The sequence below is a fragment of the Pseudomonas sp. NS1(2017) genome, from assembly GCF_002269425.1.
GTDB lineage: Bacteria > Pseudomonadota > Gammaproteobacteria > Pseudomonadales > Pseudomonadaceae > Aquipseudomonas > Aquipseudomonas reactans.
Genome location: NZ_CP022960.1, coordinates 6,162,543 through 6,177,906, shown reverse-complemented (window position 1 = coordinate 6,177,906; position 15,364 = coordinate 6,162,543). Strand labels below are relative to the sequence as shown.

The 15,364-nt window shown below is 60.8% G+C and carries 15 protein-coding genes; 9 read left to right on the top strand and 6 right to left on the bottom strand.

Annotated features, from left to right (window positions below):
* Window positions 1–48 precede the first annotated feature (48 nt).
* On the top strand, window positions 49–942 hold the full coding sequence (locus tag CI807_RS28680; protein WP_095017157.1) for a LysR family transcriptional regulator: 894 nt from the start codon (window positions 49–51) through the stop codon (window positions 940–942).
* 142 nt (window positions 943–1,084) lie between these two features.
* Window positions 1,085–1,207 carry a PA1414 family protein gene (locus CI807_RS31970; protein ID WP_003193089.1) on the top strand — a complete coding sequence of 41 codons (123 nt, stop codon included), beginning with the start codon at window positions 1,085–1,087 and terminating at the stop codon, window positions 1,205–1,207.
* 728 nt (window positions 1,208–1,935) lie between these two features.
* On the opposite strand, the gene CI807_RS28670 is transcribed toward CI807_RS31970, so the two are convergent.
* Genes CI807_RS28670 through speB form a run of 4 tightly spaced genes read right to left on the bottom strand, consistent with a single transcriptional unit; the run spans window position 1,936 to window position 6,258 of the window.
* Window positions 1,936–3,318 carry a sodium:solute symporter gene (locus CI807_RS28670; protein WP_095017156.1) on the bottom strand — a complete coding sequence of 461 codons (1,383 nt, stop codon included), beginning with the start codon at window positions 3,316–3,318 and terminating at the stop codon, window positions 1,936–1,938.
* 34 nt (window positions 3,319–3,352) lie between these two features.
* Entirely contained in the window at window positions 3,353–4,864 is a 1,512-nt protein-coding gene (locus CI807_RS28665) for a cytosine permease (RefSeq protein WP_095017155.1), read from the bottom strand.
* Window positions 4,865–4,885: 21 nt separating this feature from the next.
* Window positions 4,886–5,308, bottom strand: coding sequence for a nuclear transport factor 2 family protein (locus tag CI807_RS28660; protein WP_095017154.1), 423 nt, complete (start codon window positions 5,306–5,308; stop codon window positions 4,886–4,888).
* Complete coding sequence (speB, locus tag CI807_RS28655; RefSeq protein ID WP_016976505.1) at window positions 5,308–6,258, bottom strand: agmatinase; 951 nt, start codon at window positions 6,256–6,258, stop codon at window positions 5,308–5,310. The genes CI807_RS28660 and speB overlap by 1 nt, the downstream gene beginning before the upstream one ends.
* Before the next feature lie 149 nt (window positions 6,259–6,407).
* On the opposite strand from speB, the gene CI807_RS28650 reads away from it, so the two are divergent.
* The 7 genes from CI807_RS28650 to CI807_RS28620 all read left to right on the top strand — a co-directional run bounded on the left by CI807_RS28650 (window position 6,408) and on the right by CI807_RS28620 (window position 14,037).
* Window positions 6,408–7,301, top strand: a complete 894-nt coding sequence (locus CI807_RS28650; RefSeq protein ID WP_028617381.1) for a LysR family transcriptional regulator — start codon at window positions 6,408–6,410, stop codon at window positions 7,299–7,301.
* 6 nt (window positions 7,302–7,307) lie between these two features.
* On the top strand, window positions 7,308–7,904 hold the full coding sequence (locus tag CI807_RS28645; RefSeq protein ID WP_095017153.1) for a tRNA-uridine aminocarboxypropyltransferase: 597 nt from the start codon (window positions 7,308–7,310) through the stop codon (window positions 7,902–7,904).
* Between the two features lie 111 nt (window positions 7,905–8,015).
* Window positions 8,016–8,918, top strand: a complete 903-nt coding sequence (gene cysM / locus CI807_RS28640) for a cysteine synthase CysM (RefSeq protein ID WP_095017152.1) — start codon at window positions 8,016–8,018, stop codon at window positions 8,916–8,918.
* A complete protein-coding gene (gene rlmD, locus CI807_RS28635; protein WP_095017151.1) occupies window positions 8,918–10,270 on the top strand; it encodes a 23S rRNA (uracil(1939)-C(5))-methyltransferase RlmD in 1,353 nt (450 codons plus the stop codon). The genes cysM and rlmD overlap by 1 nt, the downstream gene beginning before the upstream one ends.
* A 119-nt stretch (window positions 10,271–10,389) precedes the next feature.
* Window positions 10,390–12,633 (top strand): GTP diphosphokinase, encoded by a 2,244-nt coding sequence (gene relA / locus CI807_RS28630; protein ID WP_033900680.1) that lies wholly within the window; start codon window positions 10,390–10,392, stop codon window positions 12,631–12,633.
* The gene (mazG, locus tag CI807_RS28625) at window positions 12,633–13,466 is read left to right on the top strand and encodes a nucleoside triphosphate pyrophosphohydrolase (RefSeq protein ID WP_095017150.1); all 834 of its coding nucleotides are present in this window, start codon (window positions 12,633–12,635) and stop codon (window positions 13,464–13,466) included. The genes relA and mazG overlap by 1 nt, the downstream gene beginning before the upstream one ends.
* 25 nt (window positions 13,467–13,491) lie before the next feature.
* A complete protein-coding gene (locus CI807_RS28620) occupies window positions 13,492–14,037 on the top strand; it encodes a DUF2058 domain-containing protein (protein ID WP_016976511.1) in 546 nt (181 codons plus the stop codon).
* A 153-nt stretch (window positions 14,038–14,190) separates the two neighbouring features.
* Here CI807_RS28620 and CI807_RS28615 read toward each other — a convergent pair whose 3' ends face one another.
* Together CI807_RS28615 and CI807_RS28610 are read right to left on the bottom strand one after the other, a co-directional pair.
* Window positions 14,191–14,379 carry a hypothetical protein gene (locus tag CI807_RS28615; protein ID WP_016976512.1) on the bottom strand — a complete coding sequence of 63 codons (189 nt, stop codon included), beginning with the start codon at window positions 14,377–14,379 and terminating at the stop codon, window positions 14,191–14,193.
* Window positions 14,380–14,643: 264 nt separating this feature from the next.
* Entirely contained in the window at window positions 14,644–15,357 is a 714-nt protein-coding gene (locus tag CI807_RS28610; protein ID WP_033900686.1) for a DUF3108 domain-containing protein, read from the bottom strand.
* Window positions 15,358–15,364 lie beyond the last annotated feature (7 nt).

The following is a 15,364-nucleotide window of genomic DNA, read 5'->3' as shown; positions in this document are numbered from 1 at the left end:
TGCAAAAATGAATAATAGTGAGTAACTTATTCAGTTTTGGAGAAAGGTATGGAGTTCAGTCAATTGCGCATTTTCCAGGCGGTGGCGGAAGAGGGCTCCATTACGCGCGCGGCTGAGCGCTTGCATCGAGTGCCATCGAACCTGTCGACGCGCCTCAAGCAAATGGAGGAGCAGCTTGGCGTCGAGCTATTCGTACGTGAACGCCAGCGCTTGCAGCTTTCTCCTGCTGGCAAGGTGTTGCTGGACTACAGCACCCGTCTGCTGGCCCTGCATGACGAAGCCCACGGCGCGGTGCAAGGCGGGCAACCGGCCGGCGATTTCGTGGTAGGCAGCATGTACAGCACGGCGGCGGTGCATTTGCCGAAGCTGCTGGCGGGCTATCACAAGGCTTATCCGATGGTGAATCTGCAGGTGCAATCGGCGCCCAGCGGTGAGTTGCTCGAAGGCCTGATTACTGGCCGTCTGGATGCGGCATTTGTGGACGGCCCCATCACGATCGCCTCCCTGGACGGTGTGCCTCTGTGCGAAGAACGCCTGGTGCTTATCTGCGAGGCCGACCACCCACCCGTGCGAGGGCCCCAGGATGTCGCGGGACGCTCGGTGTTCACCTTCCGTCGCAGTTGCGCCTATCGCGCGCGCCTGGAAACCTGGTTTTCCCACGAGCGCGTGGCCATGGGGCGGGCAATTGAGATCGAGTCTTATCAGGGCATGCTGGCGTGCGTGATCGCTGGCTCCGGGGTGGCGTTGATGTCCGAATCCATGCTTGAGAGCCTGCCAGGCAAGGACAGCGTGTCCGTTCATCCGCTGACAGGGCCTTTTGCCACTGCGACCACCTGGCTGATGTGGCGAAAGGGTATGCTCGGCGCTAACCTCAACGCATGGATCGACCTGCAGCAAGCCAGCAAGACTGCGGTCCTGCAAGACACCCGCGCCATTGCTTGAACGATCCGTCAGGATTTTGATGAATTCAGTAATAGTTCGTTGTGGTTTCGTTCAAGCATTACGTAGGACTTAGGGCTACTATCAGTGTAGGAAAGGGCGACAGAACTTGCGCCTACCAGCATTACCCTCAAAGGGGGCAACCATGAAAGAGAAAATTCAAAACTGGCTCCATGATCTGGGTGTTGCACTGGGCTTGATCGAGCCCCCACTGCAACCCGTGCCGATTCGCACCGATGACGAGCAACGTCGCCCACGTCGCAGGTAAGTCCTGGAAGCGCTCACGCGATTGAATCGCGCGGGCGCTGATATCTCGGGTCGTTCTTCAGGGCGTGTTTGGTCCCTGTCATCAGGCTGTATTCGCCGTACATTTTTTAGTGTCCGCAATTGCCTGACGAGGCATGCCTCATTGTCAGAACCTTCTTCTTATTTTGTCATGCGTGCCCTTTTCCCGGTTCGTCCTTCTATATTTATGCCTTCACGGATCAGTAGGCGTTGGGATGTCCCGCGTTTTAGTCGCCAAACATTTAACCCACCGCGTGTTGTCAATGACTCTGCGCGGGTACTCATTCGGTGTGTGGGCATCACTCGCCGGGTGCGCGGCTTCCCCTCCAGATATCGACAACATCGCTATCTCGGGTTTTCACTCCGAAGAACCGGAGCGCTGTCGACCCAGCGACGTTACGTTGGATGAGCGACAAGTCGCGTCCTTCTTCAAACGCGCTGAACCTATTGACGCACGCACGCTGCATGACGAGCACGACTGGGCACCTTGTTACCTTGAAGGCACACTGAAGTATCGCGGTAAGGCATGTACTTGGCGGGTGAGGGCGGGGGCGACAGGGGAGATCGAATGCCCTGCAACCGAGCAGTATTATGGCTGTAAGTCTTGCGGTAATTTGTTCGAACAGGTCCGCCTGGATGCTGAGTAAAAAAAACGGGCACGACATCCGACGTCGCGCCCGCTGAAGAAACCGCTCTAAATCCAGTTGTATCTCAAACCGCGTTGGCCGCCACACCCTCTGGCCGGCGCGACAGCAAACTCACCACCACAAAACTCACCAGCCCAATCGCCAGGCTGTAGTAGATCGGCGTGTTCGCATCCAAGCCATCCTTGATCATGAACACCAGCGCCGTCACAAAGCCCAAGGTCATGGAGGTGATGGCCCCCGAGGTGGTTGCGCGTTTCCAGAAGATCGCGCCGATCAGCGGGATCAACATGCCGCCCACCAACAGGTTGTAGGCCAGGGTCAAAGCGCTGATCACATCGCTCACCACCAGGGCGATACCCAGCACGGCAATGCCGGTCAGCATCGTGAACAGACGGTTGATGGCCAGGCTCGACTGCTTGCCGCCACGCAGACGCGGCAGCAGGTCTTCGGTCAGTACGGTGGAGGCGGCGAGCAGGCCGGCGCTGGCGGTAGACATCATCGCGGCCAGTGCTGCGGCAATCACCAGGCCACGGATGCCGTCAGGCAGCGAGGCTTTGACGATGGCGGCAAACGCATTGTTGACGTTATCCAGGTCCGGGATCAGGACATGTGCGGCCATGCCGATCAATGCGCAGGCCAGGCCGTAGAGGATGCAGTAGAAACCGGCGAAAGTGCCTGCGTACTTGGCGACCTTTTCGTCACGGGCGGTGAACACCCGTTGCCAGATGTCCTGGCCGATCAGGATGCCGAAGAAGTAGATCATGAAGTAGGTGATGATCGTGTCCCAACCGATCGCAGTGAAGCTGAAGCTCGATGCGGGCAGCTTGGCCACCAGTTCGTCCCAGCCGCCGACGCGGTACAGGCAGATCGGCAGCAGGATGAACATCAGGCCGACGGTCTTGATCACGAACTGCACGATGTCAGTGAGGGTCAGCGACCACATGCCGCCGATGGTGGAGTACACCACCACCACGCCACCGCCGAGCAGCACCGAGATCCAGAACGGCAGGCCGAACAGCACTTGCAGTACGGTGCCGATGGCCAGGATCGAGGTCACGCCGATCATCAGCGCGTAGGCCAGCATAATCACGGCGCTGGCCTGGCGAGCCATCGGGTTGTAGCGTTTTTCCAGCACCTGGGTCACGGTGAAGATCTTCAGCTTCAACAGTGGCTTGGCCAGGAACAGGTTCAGCGCAATGATGCCCATGCCCAGCGCGGCACACAGCCAGAAGCCGGAGATGCCATGCACGTAGCCCAGGCGCACGGTGCCGACGGTGGACGCCCCACCCAATACCGTGGCGGCCATGGTGCCCATGTACAGTGATGGGCCCAGGTTGCGACCGGCCACCAGGTAGTCTTCGTGGGTCTTGGCGCGGCGCATGCCGTAGTAGCCGAGCACGAGCATGCCGGCGGCGTAGATGAGTACGACGAATAAATCCAAAGCCATGACGGCGGTTCTCCGATTATCTTTTTTATGAGGATCAGGCGGCTTGTTGCAGCGCCGGTTTAACGTGCGCATCCGTGCGCTTGCTGCGGGAGTCAGTCGGCCCATAAACAGCCGCCGGTTCCGGGAACACACGAAGCAAGGTCAGGTACACCACCGAGGCCAACCCCAGCGTCACCGGCAGGCTGATATCAATGCCGTCCGCCAGGTTACCCAGCGGCCCGACAAACTGCCCCGGCAGGTTGACGAAGCACAGGCCCACCAGCGCACTCGGGATCCACGCGCCCAGCCCGCGCCAGTTCCAGCCATGGCTGAACCAGTAGCGGCCGCCGGTTTCACCCCGGGTGAACACCTGCAGGTCATCCGGGCAATAGAAGCCGCGACGCACGATCAGGCCGATGATCATCATCACCATCCACGGCGTGGTGCAGGTGATGATCAGCACGGCGAAGGTCGACACGCTTTGCACCAAGTTGGCGGCGAAACGTCCGATAAAGATGAAGGCAATCGACATCACCCCGATCAGCAACGTGGCCTTGACCCGCGACAGCAGGCGTGGAAACACGCTGGACATGTCCAACCCGGTGCCATACAGCGAAGTAGTGCCGGTAGACATGCCGCCGATCACGGCGATCAGGCACACCGGCAGAAAGAACCAGCTCGGCGCCACCGCCAGCAAACCGCCGACATAGTTGTTGGCTGCGATGTAGTCCGGTGCCTTGATCGCCACGATGGTCGCGGTGGCCAAGCCGAACAGGAAGGGGATCAAGGTCGCGATTTGCGCCAGGACCACCGCCAGCATGATACGTATTTTCGGCGTCTCACGCGGGATATAGCGCGACCAGTCACCCAGGAACGCGCCGAAGGAGATCGGGTTGCTCATGGCCACCAGCGCGGCGCCGATAAAGGCGGCCCAGAAGCCGGTCTGGCCCAGCGCTACGGCGCCGGCGAAGTGGCTGTCGAAGGCCGGCGCGAACGCGAAGATCCCCAGCAGGAACAGCAGGCTCGCCGCCCACACCGCAATGCGATTGACCCACAGCATGAAGCGAAAGCCGTAGATGCACACGGTCAGCACCAGGATCGCGAACACTCCGTAGGCCAGGCCCAGGCTCAGGTCGGTTTCCGGTAAGCCAATCAGACGTTTCGCACCGCCCACCAGCGCGTCGCCTGAACTCCATACCGACAGTGAGAAGAAGGCAATCGCCGTCAGCAGCGAGAGAAACGAGCCGACAATCCGCCCGTGCACGCCAAAGTGCGCACCTGAAGACACGGCGTTGTTGGTGCCATTGATCGGCCCGAACAGGCCCATGGGCGCCAGGATCAGCGCACCCACCAGCACGCCCAGCACAATCGCCCAGACACCGGCTTGGAACGACAAACCGAACAGTACGGGGAAAGAACCCAGTACGGCGGTGGCAAAGGTATTGGCACCGCCGAAGATCAGTCGGAACAGATCCTTGGGGCCGGCGGTACGTTCGTGGTCCGGGATCTGCTCGACCCCGTTGGTTTCTATCTTGCGAATACTTTTATCGTTGTTTTTATTATTCATGATCTGCTCCGATCACATTGGCTAAGGGGGCGGCAGCCCTTCCGGCATAGCGGACAAATGTTCGTGACAGGCCAGCCACAGGCCTTCTTGTTGTTCTGCGCCAAGCCCTTGCCGTTTGAAGACAATGGTCTCGCGTTCCTGGCTATTGAATTGCTCCCCGTTCATGCGCAGCTCGGTGGCCACGTCATGCATGAAAATCGCCACGTCACCTTGCAGGCTGACAAAGGCGTTGCTCGAGGTGCAGGACAGCACCTCGAACCCCTCATCCCGGCGCCAGCTGTCCCACAACGCCTGGTAGGCGTCACGACTGAGCAGCGGCTGGGGCAGGGTGTAGAACACGAAACTGGCGTCCGCCGTGAATGCGCCGAAGTAGGCGGCGCGGTCATTGCGGGCGAAGGCCGCCACCAGGTCGGCGGCGGCTTGCAGTACTTCGTGGGCGCTCATCAGCGATGTGCCACGCCAGGCAGCACGCAGAGCATCTCGTACAGCAAGTTGGCGCCCAATAGCGAGGTGTTGCCGGTGGTGTCGTAGGGCGGCGAAACTTCTACCAGATCGCAACCAATCAGGTCGAGGCCTTGGCAGCCACGGATGATTTCGATGGCCTGGATGGTGGTCAGCCCGCCGATTTCCGGGGTGCCGGTGCCGGGCGCCCAGGCCGGGTCGATACCGTCGATGTCAAAGCTCAGGTACACCGGGCCGCCGCCGACTTTTTCACGCACTTCGGCCATCAAGGGCGCGAGTGAGTGGTGCCAGCATTCTTCGGCCTGAACCACACGGAAGCCTTGTTTGCGGCTCCAGTTGAAGTCTTCGGCGGTGTAGCCCTGGGCGCGCAGGCCGATTTGCACCACACGGTCGCAATCGAGCAAACCTTCTTCTACCGCGCGGCGGAAGGTGGTGCCGTGGGCGATTTTCTCGCCGAACATATGGTCGTTGACGTCGGCGTGGGCATCGATGTGCACCAGCCCGACCTTGCCGTGTTTCTTGTGGATCGCCCGCAGGATCGGCAGGGTGATGGTGTGGTCACCGCCCAGGGTCATGGGGATCACATCGTGTTCGAGGATCTCGTCGTAGGCTTCTTCGATGATGCGCACGGCGTCGAGCAGGTTGAAGGTGTTGATCGCCACGTCGCCGATGTCGGCCACCGACAGCGAGTCGAACGGTGCGGCGCCGGTGGCCATGTTGTAAGGGCGGATCATCACGGATTCGGCGCGGATTTCACGCGGCCCGAAGCGGGTGCCGGCGCGCAGCGAGGTGCCGATGTCCAGGGGCACGCCGACAAAGGCGGCATCCAGGCCCTTGGCCGTTTGCAGGTGGGGCAGACGCATCATGGTGGCGATGCCGGCGAAGCGCGGCATTTCGTTGCCGCCCAGTGGTTGGTGGAAAATCTTGTCCACGGGAGTGCCTCATCGTTGTTTTGTTTATTAGGGGCCGATTCTGCGAAATACATGGAAACGAAAGAATCGGCAGGGGCAAATACTTAGTTCAGATTTTTCTAAACTAATGCGCACAGGTAGACTGCAACGACCCACACCCGGAGCCGACCATGGCCAACGCCTTGCCCGACCTGAAACTCCTGCGCATCTTCGTCAGCGTCGTGCGGCACCAGGGGTTCGCCAATGCCCAGCACGAACTCAACCTGTCCACCTCGGCCATCAGCACCTACATGAGTCAGCTGGAAGCGGCGCTGGGCTTGGTGTTGTGCCATCGCGGGCGGGGTGGTTTCAGCCTCACCAGCAAGGGCGAGTTGTTCCATCAGGAAACCTTGCGCCTGTTGGGCGAGCTGGAAGGTTTCGAGCAGTACGCCGCCGCGTTGAAGGGCGAGTTGCGCGGCACGCTGAAGCTGGGTGTACTGGACTCCACGGTCAGCGACAAAGCGTTACCCTTCGCCGAAGTGATCGGCGCCTACAGCCTGGAACACCCGGCGGTGCACCTGCACCTGTCGGTGATGAGCCCTTATGAACTGCAACTTGGCGTGCAGGACAACCGCCTGGACTTGGCCATCGGCGCGTTTTCCAACCGTATGAGCGGGCTGATCTACATGCCGCTGTACCGCGAGCAGCACTGGTTGTATTGCAGCACGCGGCATCCTTTGTTCAATGAACGGCGTATTCCCGAGCAGGTGATCACGCAGCAACGCATGGTCGGTCGCGGCTACTGGAGCCAGGCCGAATTGGCAAGACACGGCTTCAAACACAGTGCCGCCACCGTGGAAAGTATGGAGGCGCAGTTGATCCTGGTGCTGTCCGGCGCCTACATCGGTTATTTGCCCGAACACTACGCCCAGGCCTGGGCCGACAAAGGCGATTTGCGCGTCTTGCTGCCGGCGACCTTCGGCTACCAGGCACCCTTCTCGATGATCATGCGTCGAGGTCGCAGCCGTGAACCGCTGATCCAGACGTTCCGCGACTTGCTCAAAGCCCAGCTCAACCAGGCCTGATAAACCATGTCCAGACCCCAATGTTCCCGTTGCCTCAGGCCTGTCGCCCACGGCCTGTGCGCGCTGATCCCCAGCCTCGATAGCCGCACCCGCGTGTTGCTGTTGCAGCACCCGAGCGAGGTCAACCATGCGCTGAATACCGCACGGTTGGCGGCGTTGGGGTTGAACAACGCGCAGTTGGTAGTAGGGGAGGTGTTTGAAGACTTGCCGACGTTGTTGAACGTGCCCGGTTACCAGGCACGGCTGCTGTTTCCGGCAGACGACGCCCAGCCATTAAAGGTGTACGCGCCCGAAGATCAGCCGCTGCTGTTGGTGGTCCCCGACGGCACTTGGCGCAAGGCGCGCAAGCTTTTGCACCTCAACCCGCTATTGGCGGCGTTGCCAAGGGTGGCGTTGGCCGACAGTGCAGTGTCCCGCTATCGGCTGCGCAAGGCCCCCGGCCCCGGCGCGCTGTCGACAGTGGAAGCGATTGTGCAGGCGCTGGAGGTCCTGGAGTCGCCCGCTTCGTTTGCACCCTTGCTCAAACCCTTCGATGCGTTGATCGACGGCCAGATTGCGGCGATGGGGCCTGATGTGTTCAAACGCAACCATGGCGAGCAGTGAACATTCGGTGCCTTATTCCTTTAAGCCATAAGCACCGCACTTTGCGTGATATGGCCCGCCGGCCTTTCCCGGTATGATGTTCGCCCCCGCAGTCTGGATTGCGAATACGCCATGACCTTGCAGTACCCTACAATCGCCGATTGCGTCGGCAACACGCCCCTGGTCCGCTTGCAACGCATGGCGGGTGAAACCAGCAATACCCTGTTGCTCAAGCTCGAAGGGAACAACCCGGCCGGCTCCGTGAAGGACCGCCCGGCGCTGTCGATGATCACCCGCGCCGAACTGCGCGGGCAGATCAAGCCCGGCGACACCCTGATCGAAGCCACTTCGGGTAACACCGGGATCGCCCTGGCCATGGCCGCCGCGATCAAGGGTTACAAGATGATCCTGATCATGCCCGACAACGGCAGCGCCGAACGCAAGGCGGCAATGACCGCCTACGGCGCCCAACTGATCCTGGTGACCCAGGAAGAGGGCATGGAAGGCGCACGGGACCTGGCCGAGCGCATGGCCGCCGAAGGCCGTGGCCTGGTGCTGGACCAGTTCGCCAACGGTGACAACCCCGAGGCGCACTACACCACCACCGGCCCGGAAATCTGGCGTCAGACCCAGGGCTCCATCACCCATTTCGTCAGCTCCATGGGCACCACCGGCACCATCATGGGCAACTCGCGCTACCTCAAGGAGCAGAACCCGGCGATCCAGATCGTTGGCCTGCAACCGATGGAAGGCGCGGCCATCCCGGGTATCCGCCGCTGGCCCGAGGAGTATCTGCCGAAGATCTACAACTCGACCCGCGTGGACCGCATCATCGACATGGCCCAGCGTGAAGCCGAAGACACCACCCGCCGCCTTGCCCGTGAAGAAGGCATTTTCTGCGGCGTGTCGTCCGGTGGCGCGGTGGCCGGGATGTTGCGCTTGTCCCAGGAAGTGGAAAACGCGGTGATCGTCGCGATCATCTGTGACCGAGGCGACCGCTACCTGTCGACCGGCATCTTCGACGAACCCAACTGATGGCCAAGCACGAGAGAGGCCTGCGCTTCCAACCGACGGGCGGCAGCCGGGCCCCGCAGATTCCTGTGGGCAAGAAGCAGCGCCTGACCATCGAGCGTCTGGCCAACGACGGTCGTGGCATCGTGTTTTTTGAAGGCCGCACCTGGTTCGTGAATGGCGCGCTGGCCGGCGAAGAAGTTGAAGCGCGAGTGTTGGGGGCCCACGGCAAGATCGTCGAGGCGCGCACCGAGCGCGTGTTCAAGGCCAGCGAACTGCGCCGCCCGGCGCCGTGCGCCCATGTTGGCCGCTGCGGCGGTTGCAGCGTGCAGCACTTGCCCCACACTGAACAACTTGCCCTGAAACAGCGCATGCTCGCCGAGCAACTGTCCCGTGTGGCCGGTGTCGAACCGCAAGAGTGGGCTGCGCCTTTGAGCGGTCCGGAATTCGGTTACCGTCGCCGCGCCCGCGTGGCCGTGCGCTGGGATGCCAAGGCCAAACAGCTGGAAGTGGGTTTTCGCGCCGTGGCCAGCCAGGACATCGTCGCCATCGACGATTGCCCGGTGCTGGTACAGGCCTTGCAACCGATCATGCAGCGCCTGCCGAACATGCTGCGTCGCCTGAGCAAACCGCAGGCCCTGGGGCACGTGGAGTTGTTCAGCGGTACCTCCATCGCCGTGTTGCTGCGGCATATGGCGCCGTTGTCGGAAGCGGACCTGCAGGTATTGAAAGAATTCTGTGCCTTCCATGAAGCCCAATTATGGCTGCATGGCGAGGGTCAACCTGAGCCGGTCGACGTCGATTCGGTCTTGGGTTTTCGATTGGAACAGTGGGATCTGGAGCTCGCTTACCGACCTGGCGACTTCGTGCAGGTCAACGCCGGGGTCAACGAAGCGATGGTCGCCCAAGCCCTGGAATGGCTGGCGCCACAACCCGACGAGCGGGTGCTGGACCTGTTTTGCGGCCTGGGCAACTTCGCCCTGCCACTGGCGCGCCAAGTGCGCGAAGTGGTGGCGGTGGAAGGCGTGCAGACCATGGTGGACCGGGCGGCCGTCAACGCCGTCAGCAACGATTTGCATAATGCGCAGTTTTTTCAGGCCGATTTGTCCCAGCCTTTGACTGACGCGGAATGGGCCAAACAGGGCTTTTCTGCGGTACTCTTGGACCCACCCCGTGATGGTGCCCTGGAGGTTGTGCGCAAGCTCGCGACCCTGGGAGCCAAGCGTCTGGTGTATGTGTCCTGCAATCCGGCCACGCTGGCGCGGGACACGGTTGAGTTGGTCAAGCAGGGCTACCGGCTAAAACGTGCCGGGATCCTCGACATGTTTCCGCAAACCGCGCATGTCGAGGCCATGGCGTTATTTGAAGCGGGCTAGGATGCCCGTTTAATCCGACCGGCCTGTCGTCTCCAGGGCCTGTGATCTGCCAGGGAGCAGTAGAAGGTCGGCGATGAATTCTGGCGCATCAAAGGTGCGTCGTAGGGAAGGTAAGCAAGATGGTACAGGTGAGAGCACACCAGCCGATCAACACCGACGGCAGTATCAATCTCGAGGCATGGCTGGATCATGCCATCAGTGTCGACCCGGCACTGGACCGTGAAGCCTTGAAAGCAGCCTGCGAGTTCGCTCGCGAGTCTGAGCAGCAAGACAATGCGGCCAAGAACCTGTGGGCCGAAGGCACTTCGAGCTTTCGCACCGGGTTGGAAATCGCCGAGATCCTCGCCGATCTCAAGCTGGACCAGGATTCACTGATTGCCGCCGTGTTGTATCGCGGCGTGCGTGAAGGGCATATTCAGTTGCCCACCGTCAGCCAGCGTTTCGGCGCCGTGGTGGCCAAGTTGATCGACGGCGTGCTGCGCATGGCCGCCATCAGCGCCAGCCTCAGCCCGCGCCAGTCCATGGTGCTGGGCACCCAGGGCCAGGTCGAGAACCTGCGCAAGATGCTGGTGGCGATGGTCGACGACGTGCGTGTCGCCCTGATCAAGCTGGCCGAGCGTACCTGCGCGATTCGTGCGGTGAAGACCGCCGACGACGAGAAGCGCAACCGCGTTGCCCGCGAAGTCTTCGATATCTATGCGCCGCTGGCGCACCGCCTGGGTATCGGTCATATCAAGTGGGAGTTGGAGGACTTGTCCTTCCGCTACCTCGAACCCGATCAATACAAACAGATCGCCACGCTGCTGCACGAGCGGCGGCTGGACCGTGAGCGCTTCATCGCCGACGTGATGAACCAGTTGCGTTCTGAGTTGCAGGCCACCGGCGTCGAAGCCGACATCAGCGGCCGCGCCAAACACATCTATTCCATCTGGCGCAAAATGCAGCGCAAGGGCCTGGCCTTCAGCCAGATCTACGACGTACGGGCCGTGCGCGTGCTGGTGCCGGAAATGCGCGACTGCTACACCGCGCTCGGTATTGTCCACACCCTGTGGCGGCACATTCCCAAGGAGTTCGACGACTACATCGCCAACCCCAAGGAAAACGGCTACCGCTCGTTGCACACGGCCGTGATTGGCCCCGAGGGCAAGGTGCTGGAAGTGCAGATCCGCACCCACGCCATGCACGAAGAGGCCGAGCTGGGCGTATGCGCGCACTGGCGCTACAAGGGCACCGACGTCAAGGCCGGGTCCAACCAGTACGAAGAAAAAATCTCCTGGCTGCGCCAAGTGCTGGAATGGCACGAAGAACTCGGTGACATCGGCGGCCTGGCCGAACAGCTGCGCGTGGATATCGAGCCGGACCGGGTCTACATCTTCACCCCGGACGGTCACGCCATCGACTTGCCCAAGGGCGCGACGCCGCTGGACTTCGCCTACCGTGTGCATACCGAGATCGGCCACAACTGCCGGGGCGCCAAGATCAACGGGCGCATCGTGCCGCTCAACTACAGCCTGCAGACCGGTGAACAGGTCGAGATCATCACCAGCAAGCACGGCACGCCGAGCCGTGACTGGCTGAACCCGAACCTGGGCTACATCACCACGTCGCGGGCACGGGCGAAGATCGTCCACTGGTTCAAATTGCAGGCGCGCGACCAAAACGTCGCCGCCGGTAAAACCTTGCTTGAACGCGAACTCGGGCGCCTCGGCCTGCCTCAGGTGGACTTCGACAAGTTGGCCGAAAAAGCCAACATGAAGATCGCCGAAGACATGTTCGCCGCCCTCGGTGCCGGCGATTTGCGCCTGGCCCAACTGGTCAACCTGGCCCAGCAACTGGTCGAGCCGGAACGCGGCAGCGAACAGCTGGAGCTGATCCCACGCAAGGCCACCGGCTACAAGCCTGGCAAACGCGGCGATATCCAGATCCAGGGCGTGGGCAACCTGATGACCCAAATCGCCGGCTGCTGCCAGCCGTTGCCGGGTGACGCCATTGTCGGCTATATCACCCAGGGCCGTGGCGTGAGCATTCACCGCCAGGACTGCGCCTCGGTGCTGCAACTGGGCGGGCGTGAGCCGGAGCGGATCATCCAGGTCAGCTGGGGCCCGGTGCCGGTGCTCACCTACCCGGTGGACATCATTATTCGTGCTTACGACCGTTCCGGCTTGCTGCGTGACGTGTCGCAAGTGCTGCTCAATGAGCGGATCAACGTGCTGGCGGTCAATACCCGCTCGAACAAAGAGGACAACACTGCGTTGATGTCCCTGACCATCGAGATTCCGGGGCTGGACGCACTGGGGCGGTTGCTGGGGCGGATTTCCCAGCTACCGAACATCATCGAGACGCGGCGTAACCGAACCCCATGATGTATTCGCTTGAAGACCTGCTGCACCTGATGAACCGCCTGCGGGACCCGCAATACGGGTGCCCGTGGGACATCAAGCAAACCTACGCGACCATCGTCCCGCACACCCTGGAAGAAGCCTATGAAGTGGCCGACGCCATCGAGCGCGGCGACTTCGATCACCTGCAAGGCGAGCTGGGCGACCTGCTGTTCCAAGTGGTGTATTACAGCCAGTTGGCGCGGGAAGAAGGGCGCTTCGAATTTGCCGGGGTGATCGACAGCATCACGCGCAAGCTGATCCGTCGTCATCCCCACGTGTTCCCCACGGGCGATCTGTATGCACCGCTGGATATCCCGCAGCTGAGTGAAGAACAGGTCAAGGAGCGCTGGGAGCAGATCAAGGCCGAGGAACGTGCGGAAAAGTCCGACGCGCCGGAGCAACTTTCCCTGCTGGACGATGTGCCCACGGCGCTGCCGTCCCTGTCCCGTGCCGCCAAATTGCAGAAGCGCGCCAGCCAGGTCGGCTTCGACTGGCCGTCGGCCCTGCCGGTGGTGGATAACGTGCGCGAAGAGCTGGATGAAGTGCTCGAAGCCATGGCCGACAACGATTCTGCGGCGATTGCCGATGAGGTCGGTGACCTGCTGTTCGCGGCGGTCAACCTGGCCCGTCACCTCAAGGTCGACCCGGAAACCGCGCTGCGTGGCGCCAATGCCAAGTTCGAACGACGCTTCCGATTTATCGAACAGGCATTGCGCGATACGCACAAACCCATAGAAGATTGCACCCTCGAAGAGTTGGACGCCCTGTGGGGCGAAGCCAAACGTCAGGAAAAGAATGTGTCCAGCTGCGGTTGAGCAGTTGCCTAAGTGAGTAAGCACCATGAGCCTTTCCCTTCGCGACCAGTTGCTCAAAGCAGGTCTGGTCAACCAAAAGCAGGCCAAGCAGGTCGGCAAAGAGAAACAGAAGCAGCAGCGCCTGGTCCACAAAGGCCAGATCGAGGCGGATGACACCCAGGCCCGCCTGGCGGCCGAAGCGCACGCCGAGAAGGTCAAGCGCGACCAGGAACTGAACCGCCAGCAGCAGGAAAAAGCAGAGGCCAAGGCGCGTACCGCCCAGGTCAAGCAGTTGATCGAAACCTCGCGCCTGCCCAAGCTGACCACCGAGGACTACTACAACTTCGTGGATGACAAGAAGGTCAAGCGCTTGTCGGTCAATACCTTGATGCGCAACAAGCTGAGCAACGGCTCCCTGGCTATCGTGCACCACGGCGGCAGCTACGAGGTGATCCCGCGCGAAGCCGCGCTGAAGATCCAGGAGCGCGCACCGGAGCGTATCGTGCAGCTCAATATCCTCACGGAAAGCCAGGTGCCGGACGAGGATGATCCGTACGCGGCCTACCAGATCCCGGATGATCTGATGTGGTAAAGCTATAGGAACGAAAAACCCCGCTCAAAAGGCGGGGTTTTTATTTGTAGGAGCGAGCTTGCTCGCGAAAAACGTCAACGAAAACGCGTGTAGCCTGAATGAGCGCGGTGCCTATGAGTTTTTCGCGAGCAAGCTCGCTCCTACAGTATGGGGTTAACGGCTTTCTGACTGGCGTCTCATCTCAAGGGCTTCGAGCTCGTTTTTATAATTATGAGCGTCGCTCTCGTTGTGAAACATGCCGACCAACAGGTCTTGTTGGTGTACATCCCAGATGTGAATCCCATGGCCCAGTGCTTCGTGGGACATATGTTCGTCGTCGCGTTCAGTTACTTTTACAGTCATCTGCTTGCTCCAATCTCTGGTGGATCTGCGGCAAGTCGTCGCAGGCCTTTGTTATATGATTTGTTAGCTTGCTAAGTAAACCGACTTTTCGCGCAACAATTCATTGCAGCAAATGCAACAGTCCTGCAGGCCGCGTAAATCGCGACATTGCCTCGCATGGTGCTGAGTTTTATGACAAAAGTTTCATGTTCGCGTCAGGGTGGAACCCATGCGACAGGCGAAAAAAAGCCCCGCATTCGCGAGGCTCTTTGTTCCAACTACCGGTCAGCTACCTTTGACAGCCTTACCGTCAACAGTGCCGTCCTGCAGCATGATGTTGTATTCCTTGCCATCGGTTTCCACCTGACGCAAGGCAACCAGGATGCCGCCCTGGTCCTTGGCAAACCACATCTGGGTGATGCGCTTGCTCTGAGTCGGGTCACGCACGCGCTCGACCTTGATCGCGTCGATGGAGCCGACCTTGGTCTGGACCTTTTCCGGGCCGATCACGCGGAAGTCGTAGGTGTCGACGTCAGTGCCTTCCACCACGTTGTAGCTCATGCTCTTCTTGCCGGCCGCCACATCGCGCTGCAGGGCCAACTGGTAGGTCGACTTGTCGAGCATGCCGCTTTGCAGGGGCACGTTGACCGCGTCCTTGTTTTCAAAGCCGGTGACTTTCTTGGCGGTCTGGTCGAAGTCCAGGTTGATCTTCTTCGCCTTGCCCAGGCCACCGCGTTCGAAGGTGTAGCTCTTCGGTTGCAGGGTGTCCTTGTCGAATTGGATCACGCTGGTTTCGGTGAGGCTGGCGATCATCATGGAGGCCTTGAAATTCAAGGTCCAGGTGCCGTCGCCATTCTTGGCCAGGCTGCGTTCAGCCGAACCACTCATGGGCAACTGTTTCCAGTCGGCGGTGTAGCTTACGGAGAAAGGGTGAAGGTCTGCTGCTTGCACGGCTGGCAAGGCGAACAGCGCAAAAGCGAAGAGCAAGGCGCGACGCATAAAATCT